Below are 17954 nucleotides of genomic sequence, written 5' to 3'. Positions count from 1 at the left end.
GGCGGGGCCGATCGGGTGAATCGGGGGCCCCGCTGCCTGCTGCCGCACGGCGGCGGGTCGCGGAGCCGACAGGCTGGGCGTGCTCGGTCATGACATCGGGAGGTCCGCATGTGCCCTTGGTTCTGCCGGTCGCGGGCGGCCGGCCGCCGCCGGGGCGAGGAAGGCCGGGCAGGACCCCGGCCGTCCAGGCAGGACCCGCCCCGATGATGGCGCTGTCCGTCGCTCTGGCCCTGCTCGCCGCGCTCGGCAACGCGGCCGCCTCCGTGCTGCAGCGGCGCGCGGCCGCGGACCTCGGCGGCACGAAGGGCGGGAGGGCGTCGACGGCCGCGCTGCTGCGGCAGCGCGTGTGGGTCTGGGGCGCGGCACTGCTGGGGTTCTCGGGAATCTGCCAGGCGCTGGCCCTGGCCACCGGGCCACTGTCCGTGGTGCAGCCGGTGATGAGCACGGAACTGCTCTTCACCCTCGTCGTGGGAGGCGTCGTGTTCCGGAGGCGGCCCGACCGGCGGGCCTGGGCGGCGTTCGCCGCCATGTCGGTCGGTCTCGGCGGCTTCCTCGCCCTGGCCGCCCCGACCGGCGGTCGCGAGACCGCGCTGGTGGTGCACTGGGTGTGGACCGGGATCGCCGTGGCGGCCGTGGCAGGGCTGCTGATCGCGGTGTCCTCGCGGCTGCCGTCCGCGGCGCGCGCCGCGGTGCTGGGCACGGCGACCGCGATCGGTTTCGCCTGCACCGCGGCACTGCTGAAGGACGCGTTCGGCCGGCTCCCGGACGGGATCGGCGCGGTGCTGGCGGCCTGGCAGCCGTACGCGGCCGTGGGCCTCGGCATCGGGAGCTTCGTGCTCCTCCAGGTGACGCTCCGGGCGGGCACGCTGGCCGCTTCGCAGCCGGCCCTCACGCTGGGCGACGCGCTGCTGAGCGTGGTCCTCGGTGTGGTGATCTTCGACGAGGGGGTGCGGCTGGGCTGGCGTACACCGTTCGAGGCGGTGGCGCTCGGCCTGCTGGTCGCCGGTTGTGTGGGGCTGTCCAGGTCCCCCCTGCTGGCGGAGGGCCCGGGCGGTGGGGGGAAGTGGTGACGCGGGTGGGGAGCGGACCGGCCGGTGCCCTGGCGGCGGCGGCCGTCGCCCTCGCCGGTGCGCACATCGGGCCGGCCGTGACCTGGCTCCCCGGTGTCCGCGGGGCGCTCGCCCCGGTGCTCGACGGGCGCGGAGATCCGGCCCGGGTGGCGCTCACCTTCGACGACGGGCCCGACCCCCGTACCACCCCGCACTTCCTGCGGGCCCTGGACGAGCTGGCCGTGCGGGCCACCTTCTTCGTACTGGGCGGCCGGCTCGCGGAGCAGCCCGGGCTGGGCGCGCGGATGGCGGCGGAAGGCCATGAACTGGCGGTCCACGGCTGGCGCCACGACCGGCCGTGGTGCCCGCGGCCCGGGCGGGACGTACGGGACCTGGCGCGGACGGCGGAGCTGATCGGGGAGGTCTGCGGGAGGCGCCCGGTCTGGTACCGGCCGGCGTACGGAATCCTCACCGGCGGACGGTGGAACGCCGCCCGTGCCGCCGGTCTGCGTCCGGTGCTGTGGAGCTCGTGGGGCCGGGACTGGACGGCCGTGGCCACACCGGACAGCGTGCGCGCCGAGGTGGGGCGGACGCTGCGCGGCGGAGCCACCGTGCTGCTGCACGATTCCGACGTGACCAGCGCCGCCGGGTCGTGGCGGGCGGCCCTCGGGGCCCTGCCGCTGATCGTCGCGGACTGCCGGGCGCGCGGGCTGGCGGTGGGACGGCTGTGCGATCACGGCGTACCCGTCCGCTGACCTGTCCGTTTTGCCGGGATCGGTATCACGGCCTGTTTCTGTCTGTTTGCATGCCCGAATCTGTTTACTTCTCGGTGGGGCGGGCGTAGCATCCAGGAAAACCACAGAGTCGGTCATTGAAACGGATGTAAAACCACATGTTCGCAGCGGAGCGTCAGCAGGAGATCATGCGCCTGGCCCGCGACAGCGGCCGGGTGGATGTGCTGTCCCTCGCCGAGGAGTTCCAGGTCACCGCCGAGACCGTGCGGCGCGACCTCAAGGCCCTCGACCGGGCGGGGCTGGTGCGGCGTGTGCACGGCGGCGCCATCCCGGTCGGTCACCTCGACTTCGAGCCCGACCTCGCGGAGCGCGACACGGTCGCCGCCGACGAGAAGGAGCGCATCGCGCTCGCCGCGCTCGCCGAACTCCCCGTCGACGGCAGCGTCATCCTCGACGCCGGCACCACCGCCGCCCGGCTCGCCGCCGAGCTTCCGATGGAGTCGGCGCTGACGGTCGTGACCCACGCGCTGCCCGTCGCCGCCCGGCTCGCCGACCACCCGGGCATCGCCCTCCACCTGGTCGGAGGCCGGGTGAGGCACCGCACCCGCGCCGCCGTCGACGCCTGGGCGCTGCGCGCGTACGCGGAGATCAAGGCCGACGTCGTCTTCCTCGCCACCAACGGCTTCGCCGTCGACGGCGGCCTGACCACCCCCGACCTGGCGGAGGCGGCGGTCAAGCGGGCCGCGGTCGCCGCCGCCCGCAGGGTCGTCCTGCTGGCCGACTCGGCCAAGTTCGGGCAGCAGCACTTCGCCCGCTTCGGCGATCTCGCGGACGTGGACCTGCTGATCACCGACACGGGACTCAGCCCCGACGACGCCCGCGCCATCGAGGCGCAGGGCACGGAGGTCGTCCGCGCATGATCCTCACCATCACCCCGAACCCCAGCCTGGACCGCACCTACGAACTGCCGTCCCTGGACCGCGGAGCCGTGCTGCGCGCCGCCAGGGACCGGGTCGACCCCGGCGGCAAGGGCGTCAACGTCTCCCGGGCCGTGGCCGCCGCCGGTCACCGCACCGTGGCCGTCGTACCGCTCGGCGGCCCCGAGGGCGCGCTGCTCGACCGGCTGCTCGGGGAGCACGGCATCGAGGCCGCAGGCGTACCCGTCGCCGGTTCGACCCGCGTCAACATCACGCTCGTCGAACCCGACGGCACCCTCACCAAGGTCAACGCGGCCGGCCCGGACCTCGCCCCCGCCGAGGCCGAGGCGCTGCTGGAGGCCGTACGGAACCGCTCCGCCGACGCCGACTGGATCGCCTGCTGCGGCAGCCTGCCGCCCGGTCTGCGACCCGAGTGGTACGCCGAGCTGGTCGCCCGCATCCACCGGGCCGGTGCCCGGGTCGCCCTCGACACCTCCGGCGCCGCCCTGACCGCGGCGCTGCAGGAGCGGCCCGACGTGGTCAAGCCCAACGCCGAGGAACTCGCCGAAGCCGTCGGCCGCCCCCTCGCCACCGTCGGCGACGCCGTCAAGGCGGCGGAGGAACTGCGCGAGCGGGGAGCGGCGGCGGTCCTCGCCAGCCTGGGCGCGGACGGCCAGCTGCTCGTCGACGACAGCGGCACCTGGTTCGGCCACGCGCCCGCCGACGCCGTCCGCAGCAACGTCGGAGCCGGGGACGCCTCCCTCGCGGGCTTCCTCACCGCCGGCGGCCACGGGCCCGCCGCCCTCGCGGCCGCGGTCGCCCATGGGACCGCCGCCGTCCAGCTGCCGGGCAGCGTCATGCCCACACCCGCCGACCTGGACCCGGCGGCGGTCACCGTCACCGGTTCCGTCCCCCTGGACCGCGTGCTCGGGGAGCCGGCGTCATGACCGTCCGTCCGGGCCGGGCCCACCGTCCCCCTCGTACCGGAGCGCGGCCCCACCGCGCCGTCCCCGCCACGGCCCGCCCGGCGGGCGCCGCACCACCACGTCCCATCACCGCCCCACGGGCGGTTCGCGAGCAAGGAGCCGCGTGATGAGTGAGTTGATCACCGCAGGACTGGTCGACGTCGACCTGTCCGCCGAGACCAAGCAAGCCGCCGCACGGTCCCTCGCCGAGCGGATGGTGGCCGCCGGCCGCGTCACTGACATCGACGGCTTCCTCGCCGATGTGGCGGCACGCGAGGCCCAGATGCCCACCGGGCTCGACGGCGGCATCGGCATTCCGCACTGCCGCAGCGAGCACGTCACCGCCCCGACGCTCGCCTTCGGCCGCAGCGCCTCCGGCATCGACTTCGGCGCCCCCGACGGGCCCGCCGACCTGATCTTCCTGATAGCCGCGCCGGCGGGCGCGGACGACGACCATCTGACGATCCTGTCCTCGCTGGCCCGGCGGCTCATGGACCCCGGGTTCACCGACGCCCTCCGCGCCGAGCGCGACCCGGCCGCGGTCGCGGCGCTCATCCGCGGGGAGGAGCCCCCGGCCGAGGCCCCGAGCGGGCCGGAGGCCGACGAGGCCCCGGCCGCCCCGGCGCCCGCGTCGGCCGCCGCCGCGGCCGAGCCCTTCCGGATCGTGGCCGTCACCTCCTGCCCCACCGGGATCGCCCACACCTACATGGCCGCCGAGTCGCTCCAGAAGGCGGGCGAGGCGGCGGGCGTCGAAGTCGTCGTCGAGACCCAGGGCTCGGCCGGATTCACCCGGCTCGACCCGGGTGTGATCGCGGCCGCCGACGCCGTGATCCTCGCCCACGACGTGGAGGTCAGGGAGAAGGGCCGGTTCGCCGGCAAGCCCACCGTCGACGTCGGGGTCAAGGCCGCCATCAACCGGCCCGCCGAGCTCATCGCCGACGTACGCGGCAGGGCCGAACGCGGCGAGATCACCGGCTCCGCGGCGGCCGGCCCGGCGCCCATGGACGTCGGCGCCCCCGGCGACCACTTCGGCACCCGTCTGCGCAAGTGGCTGATGACGGGCGTCAGTTACATGGTGCCGTTCGTCGCCGCGGGCGGCCTGCTCATCGCGCTGGCGTTCGCCATCGGCGGCTACGAGATCAACAGCGCCCCGTCCGTCGCCGACCACTTCGTGTGGACCGAGACCGCGAGCTGGGCCGCGCTCATGTTCCAGATCGGCGGCGCCGCGTTCGGCTTCCTGGTCCCCGTACTCGCCGGGTACATCGCCTACGGCATGGCCGACCGGCCCGGGCTCGTACCGGGCTTCGTCGGCGGCGCCCTCGCGGTCACCATCGAGGCGGGCTTCCTCGGCGGACTCGCCGCCGGTCTCATCGCGGGCGCGGTGGTGATGGCCATCCAGCGTGTCCGCGTCCCGTCCGTGCTGCGCGGCGTGATGCCGGTGGTCGTGATCCCGCTGATCTCGTCCGCCGTCGTCGGATTCCTGATGTTCGTCGTCGTCGGCAAGCCCATCGCCGCCCTGCAGAAGGCCATGACCGACTGGCTGAGCGGCCTGTCCGGCGGCAACGCCGTACTGCTCGGGGTCCTGCTCGGCCTCATGATGTGCTTCGACCTCGGCGGCCCGGTCAACAAGGTGGCCTACGCCTTCGCCGTCGGCGGCCTCGCCAACCCCACCGACGGCAGCCTCAAGGTCATGGCCGCCGTGATGGCGGCCGGTATGGTCCCGCCGCTGGGCATGGCCCTGGCGACGACCGTACGCGGGAAGCTGTTCACGAAGACGGAGCGGGACAACGGCAAGGCGGCCTGGGTCCTCGGCGCCTCCTTCATCAGCGAGGGCGCCATCCCGTTCGCCGCGGCGGACCCGCTGCGCGTGATCCCCTCCGCGATGGCCGGCGGAGCCGTCACCGGCGCCCTGTCGATGGCGTTCGACGCGACGCTGCGCGCACCGCACGGCGGCATCTTCGTCGTCCCGCTGATCGGACAGCCACTGCTCTATCTGCTGGCCGTCGCGGCCGGCACGGTGGTCACCGCCGCCCTGGTGGTCCTTCTCAAGAGCCGCCGCAAGCCGGAGACCACGGCGGACACCACCCCGGCCGCCGTCGCGGCGGCCGCGGACGCGAAGGTCCCCGCAGCCGCATGACCGGCCCGGCCCGGGGCTCCGCCCCGGGCCGGACCCGCCCGGGGCGCCGGCCCCGGCCCGGCCCGGCAGACCCGGGTCACGTACCGCCCTCAGGCCCGGCGTCGTGCCTTCCCGCGGCGGACACACCCCACCGGCAGCTCGTCCCCCATCCCCGTAGGAGTGTCATCCCCATGCCCCAGCGCACCGTCGTCGTCGGTTCCCGTTCCGGACTGCACGCCCGTCCCGCCGCCGTCTTCGTCCAGGCCGCGGCCCGCCAGCCGGTCAAGGTGACCGTGGCCCGCGACGGAGGCACCCCGGTCGACGCCCGGAGCCTGCTGTCCGTGCTCGCTCTCGGCGCCAAGCACGGCGACCCGCTGGTCCTGTCCGCGGAGGGCGACGGCGCGGAGGCCGCCATCGAGGAGCTGGCGACGCTGGCCGCCGCCGACCTCGACGCCCAGGAGCAGCGGTGACGACCGGCACGACCACGACAGCGATCACGACGACGACCTCTACCGCGGGGACCGCCGTCCTGCACGGCATCGGCACCGGTGGCGGCAGCGCCGCCGGGCCCGTCGCCCGCATGGCGCCCCCGTCCGCCGTACCCGCGCCGCGCACCGTGAACCCGGCCGACGCCCCCGCGGAGGCCGCCCGGGCGCGCGGGGCACTGGCGTGGGTCGCCGGCGAGCTGGAGGAGCGGGCGGCCGCCGCCGGCGGCGACACGGCCGCGGTCCTGTCCGCCCAGGCGATGATGGCCGCCGACCCGACACTGGCGGACCAGGTCGGAGAGCTCGTGCTCGGCGGGCTCGACGCGCCCCACGCACTGGACGAGGCCTTCCGCGCCTTCCGCTCGTCCCTCCAGGCGGCCGGCGGCTACTTCGCCGAACGCGTCGCCGACCTCGACGACCTTCGCGACCGTGCCGTGGCGCGGGTCCTCGGACTCCCGATGCCCGGCCTGCCCGATCCCGGCCGGCCGTACGTCCTCGTCGCGGACGACCTCGCCCCCGCGGACACCGCCCTCCTCGACCCCGCCAAGGTCCTCGCCCTGGTCACCGAACGCGGCGGACCCACCAGCCACACCGCGATCCTGGCGAAGATCCTCGGCCTGCCCGCCGTCGTCGGCTGCGCCGGCGCGGCCGCGCTCACGGACGGCACGCAGGTCCTCGTCGACGGCACCGCCGGTACCGTCCTCCCCGACCCCGACCCGGAGACCGTCGCGGCGGCCGCCGCGCGCGACGAGCACCGCCGCCGTCTCTCCGCACAGGTCGGCGGCCCGGGCCGGACGGCCGACGGTCACCCGGTGAAGCTGCTGGTCAACCTGGGCGCGCCGGCGGAACTGCCCGCCGCCGCAGCGGTCGACAGTGAGGGCGTCGGGCTGTTCCGTACGGAGTTCCTCTACCTCGACCGCGAGAAGGCCCCCACCCGCGAGGAGCAGACGGCGGCCTACCGCGAGGTGTTCGCCGCCTTCGCGGGGCGCCGGGTCGTCGTACGCACCCTGGACGCCGGAGCCGACAAGCCGCTGCCGTTCGCCACCGCGTCCGACGAGCAGAACCCCGCGCTCGGTGTACGCGGCCTGCGCACGGCACGCCGGGACCCGCAGCTCCTCGAGACGCAGCTGGCCGCGATCGCCGCGGCGGCGCACGGCAGTGACGCCGACGTGTGGGTGATGGCGCCGATGGTCTCCGTGCCCGGAGAGGCAGCCGCCTTCGCCGAACAGGTGAAGGCCCACGGGCTGCGGACCGCGGGCGCCATGGTGGAGGTCCCCGCAGCGGCGCTGCGGGCGGGCGACCTCGCGCGGCGGTGCGACTTCCTCAGCATCGGGACCAACGACCTGGCCCAGTACGCGTTTGCCGCCGACCGCACCCTCAGCTCGCTGGCCGAACTCCTCGACCCCTGGCAGCCGGCCCTGCTCGAACTCGTACGGACGGCCGCCGAGGCGGGAGCCGCCCAAGGACGCCCCGTCGGTGTGTGCGGCGAGGCCGCGGCGGACCCGCTGCTCGCCCTCGTCCTCGTCGGCCTCGGCGTCACCAGCCTGTCGGCCGCGCCGGGCTGCCTCGGCGACGTCCGGGCGTCGTTGGCGTCGCACGGCCTCGACGACTGCCGCCGGCTCGCCGGCCTCGCCCTGGCCGCCCCCGACGCGGCGGCGGCCCGCGAGGCCGTACGGGAGGCAGCGGCCTGACCTCGCGCCCGGCCGGGACGGCGCGGCGCCTCCGGGGGTGCCCGCCTTCCCGGCCGTGCCGTGCCGTGCCGTCGTCCACGGTCCGGTCGGGCACGGCCGCTCGTGCCCCCGTCGCGAGGCGTCGTCACACCCTGCGGCGCGGCGCCACGGCCGGGCGGTGTCCACCGGCGGTGTCCGGAGCAGCACACGGCGGCCAGGGGTGCGAGCATGACGAAAAGGCCGTCGAGCACGGGGCCGTCGCCGTTGCGGACCAGGACCAGGACCAGGACCGGGACCTGGACCGGCACCAACGGGAGACCCAGGGATGGTGGGGCCGTTGAACGCCGCTGACCGGCCGCAGGAACGCGACTTCCTGCGCGCCGTGTTCGAAAGCCTGGGCGCCGGGCTCTTCGTCACCGACACCTCCGGGCGGGTGACGGCCTCCAACCCGTGGGCCCGGCAGCTCGTGGGCCGCCGCGAGGACGAGATCCTGGGCCGGGACTCGCACGACCTGCTCCACCGCCAGGCGGACGGCAGAAAGATCCCCCGGGACCAGTGCCGCGTCATGGCGGTGATCGACACCGGGCGCCCGGCCGAGGGCAGCGACGGGTTCTACCTCCGCGCCGACGGCACCACCGTCCCGATCATCTGGGCGGCGACCCCCCTGATGCGACAGGGGCGGGTGGAGGGCGCGGTGATCGTCTTCCACGACTTCAGCCTGCACCGGGAGGCCGCGGAGCAGCGGGCGACGCACCTCGCGGCACTGGAAGAGCTCACCGAGCGGCTCACCATGGTCGCCGAGATCTCCGCGGTGCTCAGCTCCACCCTGGACGTCCCCAAGATGCTGCACCGGCTGGTGCGCCTGCTGGTGCCGGAACTGGCCGACTGGGCCGCCGTCGACCTGCACGACCCGGACCAGTCGCCGGACATGCGGCGGATCGCCGTGCGGACCCGGGACGAGGAGGGCCGGGCGGACGATCTCCTCGGCCCCCTGCCGGCGCTGCTGGAGACCCCGTCGTCATCGGCCCTGGTACGGGTGATGCGGGGGAGCAAGCCGCTCAGACTGGACGCCGACGACCCCTCCCGCGGCTCCGAGCAGCCCCTCGCGCCCGCGCACCGGGAACTCTTCGACCGGCTCGGCGGTCACTCGGCCGTCGTCGTGCCACTGAGCACCCGCCGGCAGGTGTTCGGCGCCCTCACCGTCGGCCGCACCGGTGACCGCCCGTCCTGCACCGAGGCCGAACTCCTCGTACTGGCCGACATCGGCCGCCGGGCCGGGCTGGTGCTGGACAACGCCCGGCTGTTCGACCGTCAGCGGCACGTGGCGGAGACCATGCAGCGTCAGCTGCTCACTCCGCTGCCCCAGGTGGACCATCTGCAGATGGCCGCCCGCTACCAGCCCGCACAGAGCGCCGCTGAGATCGGCGGCGACTGGTACGACGCCTTTCTGCTCGCCGACGGCGTCACCACGATGGTCATCGGCGACGTCGTGGGACACGACCTGCAGGCCGCGGCCCACATGGCCGAAGTGCGCAATATGCTCCGCGCGCTGGCCTGGGACCGTCAGGAGCCGCCGAGCCTCATCATGCGCCGCCTGGACGAGGCCATGACCCACACCAGTGACGCGCCCATGGCCACCGCCGTGTTCGCCCGGGTGGAGGGCCCCGAAGGGGGCCCGTGGGAGCTGCACTGGGTCAATGCCGGCCACCCGCCACCGCTCCTGGTGACGCCGGACGGACACGCCTGCTTCCTCGAAGAGGGGCACGGCCCGCTGCTCGGCATGAACTCGGCCCTCCATCTGGGCCTCGACTGGCCGGACGCCCGCAGGGAGCTGCCCGCCCGGTCCACTCTGCTGCTCTACACCGACGGCCTGGTCGAGAGCCGCCACCGTTCCATCGACGCGGGACTCGCCCAGCTGCGCCGCCACGCGGCCGCCCTCGCCCACCGGGACGTGGAGGACTTCTGCGACGAACTGCTCACCCGCATCGATCCCAGCGGCGACGACGTCGCCCTGCTCGCCCTGCGCATCCCGGCATGGGGCGAGGGGCGGGGCGGCGACACCCCGCAGCCCCGGCACGCGCACAGCCCGGCCGCAGCCGACCGCGCCGCCCCCGGATCGCAGGTGGAGGACACGCCGGTACGCGACACGTCCTGACCGGGCGTCCGGGCCGCGCGGCAGAGCCACCCCCGGCCGGGGCCGTCGGCGCTGCCGCCTTCCTGGTGCCGGACACGCACCGCAGGGCGGATGCTGGGAAGAAGCACCTTGGACAAGGGCAGGAGAGTGACCATGACCAGGACCCTGGAGTGGAAGGTCGGGCTGTTCCTCTCGGAGGAGGACGGTACGACGAAGGCCCGGGCGGTGCTGGACACCGGGACCACGACCCTCACCGGGCACGGGACGGCCCACTGCAGCCCGCAGGACGTGGACATCCCCGAGATCGGCGACGAGCTCGCCGCGGGCCGTGCGATGCACAGCCTCGCCCGGCAGCTGATGAAGAGCGCCGACCGCGAACTCGATGCGATGGGCGCCGGACCCGTCGGCCCGTCGGCCCCCGGACCCGGCACGCCGTACGTGACGCCCTGACACACCGGAGGACAGCGCCGGTTGCCCCCGTCCTCCGGTGGCGCGGGACCGCGCCGCCCGCCGCTCCGGCCGGGCGGCATCAGGAGTCCCCGATGCTTCGGCGCGCGGAGTGCCGGGTACGCGGCCATCCTGATCGCGTGGCCCGACGGCCGGGCGTCGCCCCCTGTGGTGCGCCGAGTCGCCAGCAGGCCCCGCCGGTGAGGACCGCTGACCAGGGGGGACCTCGCCGAAGTGCTGCCGGACGACGCCGGCGCCCCGCCGCCGTACGCGACACCGAGGACTGACGATGCACGAGTGGATCTGGACGTACGAGGGGTACACCCCCGCCCGTGAACGGCTGCGCGAGGCGCTGTGCACGCTCGGCAACGGCTACTTCGCCACCCGCGGAGCCGCCCCCGAGTGCGCCGCCGACGAGATTCACTACCCGGGCACGTACGCCGCGGGCTGCTACAACCGCCTCACGTCGACCGTCGCGGGCCGCCAGGTCGAGAACGAGGACATGGTCAACCTCCCCAACTGGCTTCCCCTGCGCTTCCGTATGCACACCGGCGCCGGCGACGCCCCCTGGTTCACCCCTGACGGCACGGGCCTGACCGAACACCGCCAAAGCCTCGACCTGCGCGCCGGCACCCTTGAGCGCACCATGCGCTACGTGGCCGAGGACGGCCGCGCCCTCCACGTCCGCCAGCTCCGCCTGGTCCACATGGCGGAGCCGCATCTCGCCGTGCTCCGCACCCAGTTCACGGCAGAGAACTGGTCGGGAGACCTCGAGGTGGAGGCCGCGCTCGACGGCTCGGTCACCAATAGCGGCGTCGCCCGCTACAGGGACCTCAACGGCAGCCACCTCGTCCACGTCAACGCCGGGGACGGCGAGCCCGACACCATGTGGCTGCGCTGCCGCACCACGACCTCCGACGTCCGGATCGGCATGGCCGCCCGCACGGTCGCCGACGACCCCGCCGAGGAGGAACGCGCCCGCACCGCCCACGAACCCCTGCGCGCGGTGCAGCTGCTGAGGCTCGCGCTGCCCGCCGGCACGACCCGTACCGTCGACAAGACCGTGGCCCTGCACACCTCCCGGGACGCCGCCATCAGCGACCCCCTTCACGCCGCCGTCGACCGGGTCGCCCGGGCACCCGGCTTCGAGGCCCTGCTGGAGAGCCACCGGACGGCATGGCGTCAACTGTGGCGCAGGGGAGAGCTGGACGTGCCGGGGGAGGCGGGGAGCATCCTGCGGCTGCACCTCTTCCATGTCCTGCAGACACTCTCGCCGCACACCGCCGATCTCGACGTGGGCGTCCCGGCCCGGGGACTCCACGGCGAGGCATACCGGGGCCACATCTTCTGGGACGAGCTCTTCGTACTGCCGTATCTGAACCTGCACTTCCCCGAGGTCTCCCGCGCGCTGCTCATGTACCGTTACCGCAGGCTGGGGCAGGCCCGCGTCCAGGCCCGCGACGCCGGGCACAGCGGGGCCATGTACCCGTGGCAGAGCGGCAGCGACGGCCGCGAGGAGACCCAGGAGCTGCACCTCAACCCCCGGTCGGGCCGCTGGCTGCCCGACCACTCGCGGCTCCAGCACCACGTCGGCTCAGCCATCGCCTACAACGTGTGGCAGTACTGCGAGGCGAGCGGCGACGCGGAGTTCCTGCACACCAAGGGCGCGGAGATGCTGACCCGGATCGCGCGCTTCTGGGCCGGCTTCGCCTCGTTCGACGAGGAGTTCGGGCGGTACCGCATCCGGGGCGTGGTGGGCCCCGACGAGTACCACGAGGCGTACCCGGACTCCGGGCTGCCCGGCCTCGACGACAACGCGTACACGAACGTCACCGCCGCCTGGGTCCTGGCCCGCGCCCTGGAGGTGGTGCGCGAACTGCCCGAACCGCGGCGTCGCGAGCTCGCCGAGCGCACCGGACTCGACCGCGGTGAACTCGCCCGCTGGGAGGACGTGTCGCGCCGGCTGTACGTACCCTTCCACGCCGGTGTCATCAGCCAGTTCCACGGCTACGAGGACCTGGAGGAGCTCGACTGGGACGCTCTGCGCGCCCGGCACGGCGACATCCGGCGCCTCGACCGGGTGCTGGAGGCGGAGAACGACACCGTCAACCGGTACAAGGCGTCGAAACAGGCCGACGTGCTGATGCTCGGCTATCTCTTCTCGCCCACCGAGCTGAGCGGTCTCTTCCGGCGGCTGGGCCACACACTCGACGACGAGACCTGGCACCGCACCGTCGACTACTACCTCAAGCGCACCAGCCACGGCTCGACCCTGAGCGGCCTGGTCCACGGCTGGGTGCTGGCGCGCGTACGGCGCGAGGACGCCTGGACGTACGTCCGTGAGGCCCTGGAGGGCGACATCGCCGACCTGCAGGGCGGCACCACGGAGGAAGGGGTGCACCTCGGCGCGATGGCGGGCACCCTCGACCTGGTCCAGCGGGGCCTCACAGGGATGGAGACCCGGGGCGGGGCGCTCTGGTTCGACCCGGTGCACTCGCCGCAGCTGGCCGAGTACGGCTTCTCGATCCGGTACCACGGCCACTGGGGTGTGCGGGTGCGCATGCGGCCCGGGGAACTTCACATCGGCGTGCCGGCGTCCGACGGAACACCGATCGAGGTGCGCCTCGGCGACCGGAAGGTGTCGGTGGAGCCCGGCGATTCACGGCTGCTCATGCTGCCCGACCACGGACACCAGCCGCCGCGCTGACGAGGGCACCGGGCCCGCGCCGGGCCGGGCATCGGCGGGAGCTCCGACGGGCGCGGGGATCAGCGGGCCGCCGAGGTGCCGTCCGGGGCGTCGTCGTGCTCGTAGGACAGCCGGTCCACCACCGTGACGGTGCCGTCCACGCTCTCGCAGAGCCGCACGACGACCGGCACCAGGCTGCGGCGGGGCAGCGTCCCGCTGAGGGTGACCCTGCCGTCGGCCACCTCGACGGTGACTGCGGCCGGCGACACGCCCAGCGTGCCGGCGAGCACGTCCTCCACGATCTCCTCCTGGATGGCCCGGTCCCGCCGCAGGAACAGCTGGAGCAGATCACTGCGGCTGACCACGCCGATGAGGACGCCCGAGCGGTCGACCACGGGCAGCCGCTTGACGCGCCGTTCCTCCATCACCCTCGCGGCCTCGACGGCGCTCCACTCCGGCCGCGCCACCACGGCGGGGCTCGTCATCAGCTCGCCGGCCGTCTCGCTTCCGTCATTGGAGGTGTGCCTGCGCAGCAGGTCGGCCTCCGACACGACCCCGATGGGACGCTCGTCGTCGTCGACGACCGGTACGGCCGTGATGCCGTACTCGTCGAGCAGCCGGGCGATCTCCTTGAAGGTGGTGCCGCGCTGGACGGCGACGGCCTGCGGAGTCATGAGGTCGGCCACGCTGCGGTGTCTCATCGCCCATCGGGTCCCTTCACGGCGCGGCGGTGCCGGTGGTCTTCTCCTGCCACAAGTCTGGCGCGCTCCGGCGCGGGCCGCCGCACCGCCGCCGCAGGACGCCGGGAACTCATCCGGACAGCGCGGCGAGAGTGGCGTCCAGGTCCGTGGGCCGGGGCCGGTTGTGCGGAAGCCTGGCGAGTACCCGGGCCATGCCGCAGGTGTCCGTGAGCGCGGAGAAGACCAGACCGCCGGCGATGCCGGCACAGAGCAGCCGAGCCCCCGGACGCCGCCGTCCGAGCGCGAGCCCGGCCAGGACCAGGGACCCGGCCGTGAAGCGGACCTGCCGTTCCATCGCCCACACCGTGCGGCCACCGGCCGGCTGGTGCACGTCGTTGCCGAGCCGGACCCAGGCGGCCGTGCCGCCGGTGAGGGTGGCGGCCGTGATGCCGTGCTCCGCGAGGACGGCGCAGGCCGTGGCGGAGCGGGCCCCGGACGCGCAGACCACGAGGAGGTCGCCCCGGCCGGCTGCGGTCCTCAGCGCGGGCAGCGCCGTGCGGAGGTGGTCCAGCGGGACGTTGTGGGCGCCGGGCAGATGACCGGAGGCGTACTCCCCGGGGGTGCGTACGTCGATGACGGTCAGCTCGTGCAGCCGGGCGCGTGCCTGGGCGGGGGCGAGGCCGGTGGGAGTGGTCACGTGGGGCGCTCCGTTTCCTGTCGGGGTCTGTCGGGGCCGGCTTCCGGTCGTCGTCGCCGGTCGTCGCACGCCGCTTGCCGGTCCCTGCGGGTCGGCCGTCGCACGCCGGGTTCTCGTGCGCCGTTCTTCGTGCGGGGTGACATCCCTTCCGTAGAATACCGGTGGGGGTATGGCGGCATAAGGAGTGGTCCCGTGGAACTGGCGATGGCGGCCGAAGAGCTGACGACCGTGGTCAACCGGCTGCGCAGGGCGCAGGGGCAGATCGCGGGAGTCGTCAGGATGATCGAGGAGGGGCGGGACTGCGAGGAGGTGGTGACCCAGCTCGCGGCGGCGTCGCGCGCCTTGGACAAGGCCGGTTTCGCCATCATCGCCACCGGTCTGCAGCACTGCCTCACCGACTCGGACACGGCCGGGAGCGGCGACCGCGAGCAGATGCGGGCCCGGCTGGAGAAGCTCTTCCTGTCCCTGGCGTAGCACCGCGGCGCACGGCTCGTGCCGCCTGGGTGGGACGGCCTGCGGGGGCGTCCGGGCCCGGGGAGCGGCCACCGGCCGGGAGACGGCCGTCGTGCGGTGCAAGCACCCGCTGGCTACCGTGAACATGCGGCGCGACCGCGCCTCGCCGCAGCAGGCGGACCGACACGGGAAAGGTGCCCGCCATGCCCGAACAGCCGCAGTCCCGGCACGGCTCCCTCGGTCCCGGGCATCCCAAGGGGGACATCGGACGCCGGGTGGCCACCCGCCGGCAGCAGCTCGGTCTCTCCCGTGAGGACGTCGCCCTGCGGGCCGGTTCCGCACCGGGATACATCGAGTACATCGAGGAGAAGACCGCCACACCCGGCATGGGTTTCCTGCTGCGTCTGGCGGACGCCCTGGAGACGACCGTCACCGAGCTGACCGGCGGCGGCGCGGAGCTGCCGCCCGGCGTCGGCATGGCCGGCGACCGCCCGGAACTGGTGGAGCTCGGTCACGACCAGTGCTGGGCCCTGCTGGGCACGCACGGAGTGGGCCGGGTCGCCGTCACCACTCGGGAGGGCCCCGCCATCCTCCCGGTCAACTACCTCGTGTCGGAGGGGCGGATCGCCTTCCGCACGTCACCGGGCGCCGTTCCCGCCGAGGCGGCGGGCACCGAGACGGCCTTCGAGGTGGACCACATCGACGACGCCTTCAGCCAGGGCTGGAGCGTGCTGGCGGTCGGTGGCGCCCGCGCGGTCACCGACGAGGAAGGCGTCTCGAAGCTGGAGCGGCAGGCGTACAGCGCGCCCTGGGCGGGCGGTGACCGCGATCTGTGGATCGTGCTGACACCCGATCGGGTGACAGGGCGCCGGATCCTCGTACGCGGAGCGCCGGGGCAGGACCAGGGCCCGCGGCGCTGAGCGCCTCGCCGGCCGGGGCCGGCCGGCCGTCAGAGGGTACGGTGCCGCTGCGGCAGGGGGAGGGGCAGGCTGGCCCAGACCGTCTTGCCCCGAGGGGGCGCCGGGCGCCAGGACCAGGTGTCGCTCAGCGCGCTGACCAGGATCAGTCCACGGCCCCCCGCCGTCTCGGAGCCGGGGTCGCGCAGGCGCGGCGGGGCAGGACTGGGGTCGGTGACGGCACAGACGAGCCGGCGGGTGTACCGCAGGAGGGTGAGCCGGACCGGCTGATGGTCCGGGACCGGCCGGGCGGACGGCAGGGCGTGCCGTACGGCGTTGCCCACCAGCTCGCTGACGACCAGTTCGACATCCTCCGCGACCGACTGCAGCGCCCACTCGCGGAGTGTGTGTACGGCGAACTTCCTTGCCCGGCCCGCGCTTTGGGGACCGCCGTCCAGTGCGCACACGGAGAAGCCGCGGCGGGCGCCCGCCACGTGCAGGGCCCGCTCCGGTTGGCCGGAGACGGGCGCGCCGGGCGGAGATTTCACGCCAGATCGCCCGGACCGCCCCCGGCCCGCATGTCCGGCGTCGTTTCCCGGGAGGGCCGGCAGGTGCGTCGTCACTGGTCATGTCTCCCTGCGGGCATTGCCGTTCGACAGCAGAGGCAGAGCGAGTATTGTCGAGCACGACCGATGATGCAATTGCAGCTGGGATTGCAGTGGCGAGATCCCGGTGAACATCCGTGCGAACAATGAGGAGTTGACCCGAGTGGAGTTCTTCAACGGAATGCAGGCCAGTGCCCTGGAGTCGGTTGCCTGGATCAAGAGCAGTCACAGCAACGCCACCGGCAACTGCGTGGAGATGGCGGTGCTTCCGGGCGACCGGATCGCCGTCCGCGACTCCTGGGACCCGCAGGGGCCGGCGCTCGTCTGCACACGCGACGAGTTCGCGGGCTTCGTGGCATGCGCCGGCGCAGGGGGCTTCGGCTCGGTAATCGGCTGAGAATCGCCGTCGGGTCGGCGACTATCCCATGGCTTCGGCGCGGGAGTGCTGGATACTGTCGTCGTCCCTATTCCCCGCAGGAGCGCCCGATGGCTGCAGCCGAACCGAGTCCGTCGTTGTTCGTCCGGTCGTTGGGATCGGTCGAGAACAACCCGACCGCACTGAAGCTCATCCTCGGCGGCAAACTGCGGGAACTGAGGGTTAGTGCCGGGCTGGACCCGGCGGACGTCGACTCCCGGCTGGGCTTCTCCCGTTCCAAGACCAGCCGGATCGAACTCGGCCGCCACGGCTGCAAGCCGGCTGACGCCAAGGCCCTCCTGGAACTCTACGGTGTCGAGGCCCAGGAGCAGGCCGCCGAATTCATGCGGCTCGTCTCCCAGTCGCGGCAGTCCGACTGGTGGCGCTCCTTCAGCGACGTCCTCTCCGACTTCTTCGAGCCGCTGGTCGCCCTCGAGGGCGCCGCGGCGACCATCCGTACCTACGAGCCGTTCTATGTGCCGGGACTGCTGCAGACACCGGCGTACACGGACGCGGTCGTCCGCTCCGGCCCCGGGCACCTCCTCATGCACGAGGTGCAGCGCAGGGTGGAACTCCGGCAGGAGCGCCAGCGGCAGCTCGATCAGCCGGACGCGCCGCGCCTGTGGGCCGTGATCGACGAGTCCGTGCTGATGCGCTCCGTGGGCGGGCCCCATGTGATGCGTGAGCAACTGCTGCATCTCGTCTCGATGATGGAGCGGCCGCGGGTGACGCTGCAGATCGCACCGCTGGAGGTGACCGCCTCGGTGGGCGTCGGTACGGGCGTGACCTATCTGCGCTTCGCCCTGAGCGACCTGAAGGACGCGGTCTACATCGAGCACCTCACCGACAGCACCTTCAGCCAGAAGCCCCAGGCGGTCGAGCAGTACCGCGACATGCTGGACCGCCTCGGCGCCTGCGCCCTCACGCCCAAGCAGTCGTTGGAACTGATCCGGCAGCGCCTCACGTCCCTGTAAGGACGCGGCGACGGCTGCGGCCCGGTGCGAT

General features: G+C 74.0%; 18 protein-coding genes. 15 read left to right on the top strand and 3 right to left on the bottom strand.

All coding sequences use genetic code 11. The features are described from left to right. Positions 1-203 precede the first annotated feature (203 nt). The 11 genes from OGH68_RS01965 (at position 204) to OGH68_RS01915 (ending at position 13224) form a co-directional block, all read left to right on the top strand. Positions 204-1070, top strand: a complete 867-nt coding sequence (locus OGH68_RS01965) for a DMT family transporter (RefSeq protein ID WP_264241526.1) — start codon at positions 204-206, stop codon at positions 1068-1070. Between the two features lie 5 nt (positions 1071-1075). Next, positions 1076-1804 carry a polysaccharide deacetylase family protein gene (locus OGH68_RS01960; RefSeq protein WP_413470919.1) on the top strand — a complete coding sequence of 243 codons (729 nt, stop codon included), beginning with the start codon at positions 1076-1078 and terminating at the stop codon, positions 1802-1804. A gap of 137 nt (positions 1805-1941) precedes the next feature. Next, positions 1942-2703, top strand: coding sequence for a DeoR/GlpR family DNA-binding transcription regulator (locus OGH68_RS01955; RefSeq protein WP_264241524.1), 762 nt, complete (start codon positions 1942-1944; stop codon positions 2701-2703). Continuing rightward, on the top strand, positions 2700-3647 hold the full coding sequence (gene pfkB / locus OGH68_RS01950) for a 1-phosphofructokinase (RefSeq protein ID WP_264241523.1): 948 nt from the start codon (positions 2700-2702) through the stop codon (positions 3645-3647). The genes OGH68_RS01955 and pfkB overlap by 4 nt, the downstream gene beginning before the upstream one ends. Before the next feature lie 145 nt (positions 3648-3792). After that, the gene (locus tag OGH68_RS01945) at positions 3793-5802 is read left to right on the top strand and encodes a fructose-specific PTS transporter subunit EIIC (RefSeq protein ID WP_264241522.1); all 2010 of its coding nucleotides are present in this window, start codon (positions 3793-3795) and stop codon (positions 5800-5802) included. 170 nt (positions 5803-5972) lie between these two features. Beyond that, on the top strand, positions 5973-6251 hold the full coding sequence (locus tag OGH68_RS01940; RefSeq protein WP_264241521.1) for an HPr family phosphocarrier protein: 279 nt from the start codon (positions 5973-5975) through the stop codon (positions 6249-6251). Between the two features lie 59 nt (positions 6252-6310). After that, positions 6311-7957, top strand: coding sequence for a phosphoenolpyruvate--protein phosphotransferase (gene ptsP / locus OGH68_RS01935; RefSeq protein WP_413471078.1), 1647 nt, complete (start codon positions 6311-6313; stop codon positions 7955-7957). Between the two features lie 170 nt (positions 7958-8127). Then, positions 8128-8277 (top strand): hypothetical protein, encoded by a 150-nt coding sequence (locus OGH68_RS01930; protein WP_264241515.1) that lies wholly within the window; start codon positions 8128-8130, stop codon positions 8275-8277. Continuing rightward, entirely contained in the window at positions 8274-10091 is a 1818-nt protein-coding gene (locus tag OGH68_RS01925; RefSeq protein WP_413470918.1) for a SpoIIE family protein phosphatase, read from the top strand. Before OGH68_RS01930 ends, OGH68_RS01925 begins: the two co-directional genes overlap by 4 nt. A gap of 132 nt (positions 10092-10223) precedes the next feature. Continuing rightward, the gene (locus OGH68_RS01920; protein ID WP_264241513.1) at positions 10224-10520 is read left to right on the top strand and encodes a DUF1876 domain-containing protein; all 297 of its coding nucleotides are present in this window, start codon (positions 10224-10226) and stop codon (positions 10518-10520) included. Positions 10521-10806: 286 nt separating this feature from the next. Then, positions 10807-13224: a glycoside hydrolase family 65 protein gene (locus OGH68_RS01915; RefSeq protein ID WP_264241511.1), complete on the top strand. Its 2418-nt coding sequence runs from the start codon at positions 10807-10809 to the stop codon at positions 13222-13224. Positions 13225-13283: 59 nt separating this feature from the next. On the opposite strand, the gene OGH68_RS01910 is transcribed toward OGH68_RS01915, so the two are convergent. Beyond that, the gene (locus tag OGH68_RS01910) at positions 13284-13904 is read right to left on the bottom strand and encodes a CBS domain-containing protein (protein ID WP_264241510.1); all 621 of its coding nucleotides are present in this window, start codon (positions 13902-13904) and stop codon (positions 13284-13286) included. A gap of 109 nt (positions 13905-14013) precedes the next feature. Then, positions 14014-14580 carry a rhodanese-like domain-containing protein gene (locus tag OGH68_RS01905; RefSeq protein ID WP_264241509.1) on the bottom strand — a complete coding sequence of 189 codons (567 nt, stop codon included), beginning with the start codon at positions 14578-14580 and terminating at the stop codon, positions 14014-14016. A 192-nt stretch (positions 14581-14772) separates the two neighbouring features. On the opposite strand from OGH68_RS01905, the gene OGH68_RS01900 reads away from it, so the two are divergent. Both OGH68_RS01900 and OGH68_RS01895 read left to right on the top strand, forming a co-directional pair. Then, positions 14773-15054 (top strand): metal-sensitive transcriptional regulator, encoded by a 282-nt coding sequence (locus OGH68_RS01900; protein WP_264241508.1) that lies wholly within the window; start codon positions 14773-14775, stop codon positions 15052-15054. A 182-nt stretch (positions 15055-15236) separates the two neighbouring features. After that, positions 15237-15953 (top strand): helix-turn-helix domain-containing protein, encoded by a 717-nt coding sequence (locus tag OGH68_RS01895; protein WP_264241506.1) that lies wholly within the window; start codon positions 15237-15239, stop codon positions 15951-15953. Positions 15954-15982: 29 nt separating this feature from the next. Here the strand turns inward: OGH68_RS01895 and OGH68_RS01890 are convergent, their stop codons facing one another. Beyond that, positions 15983-16477, bottom strand: a complete 495-nt coding sequence (locus tag OGH68_RS01890) for an ATP-binding protein (RefSeq protein WP_264241504.1) — start codon at positions 16475-16477, stop codon at positions 15983-15985. A 220-nt stretch (positions 16478-16697) separates the two neighbouring features. On the opposite strand from OGH68_RS01890, the gene OGH68_RS01885 reads away from it, so the two are divergent. Beyond that, the gene (locus OGH68_RS01885; RefSeq protein WP_264241502.1) at positions 16698-16931 is read left to right on the top strand and encodes a DUF397 domain-containing protein; all 234 of its coding nucleotides are present in this window, start codon (positions 16698-16700) and stop codon (positions 16929-16931) included. A gap of 89 nt (positions 16932-17020) precedes the next feature. Continuing rightward, a complete protein-coding gene (locus OGH68_RS01880) occupies positions 17021-17923 on the top strand; it encodes a helix-turn-helix domain-containing protein (RefSeq protein WP_264241500.1) in 903 nt (300 codons plus the stop codon). The last annotated feature ends 31 nt before the right edge of the window (positions 17924-17954 follow it).

It is taken from the genome of Streptomyces peucetius, from assembly GCF_025854275.1.
GTDB lineage: Bacteria > Actinomycetota > Actinomycetes > Streptomycetales > Streptomycetaceae > Streptomyces > Streptomyces peucetius_A.
This window is presented reverse-complemented; position numbering and strand designations above follow the sequence as displayed.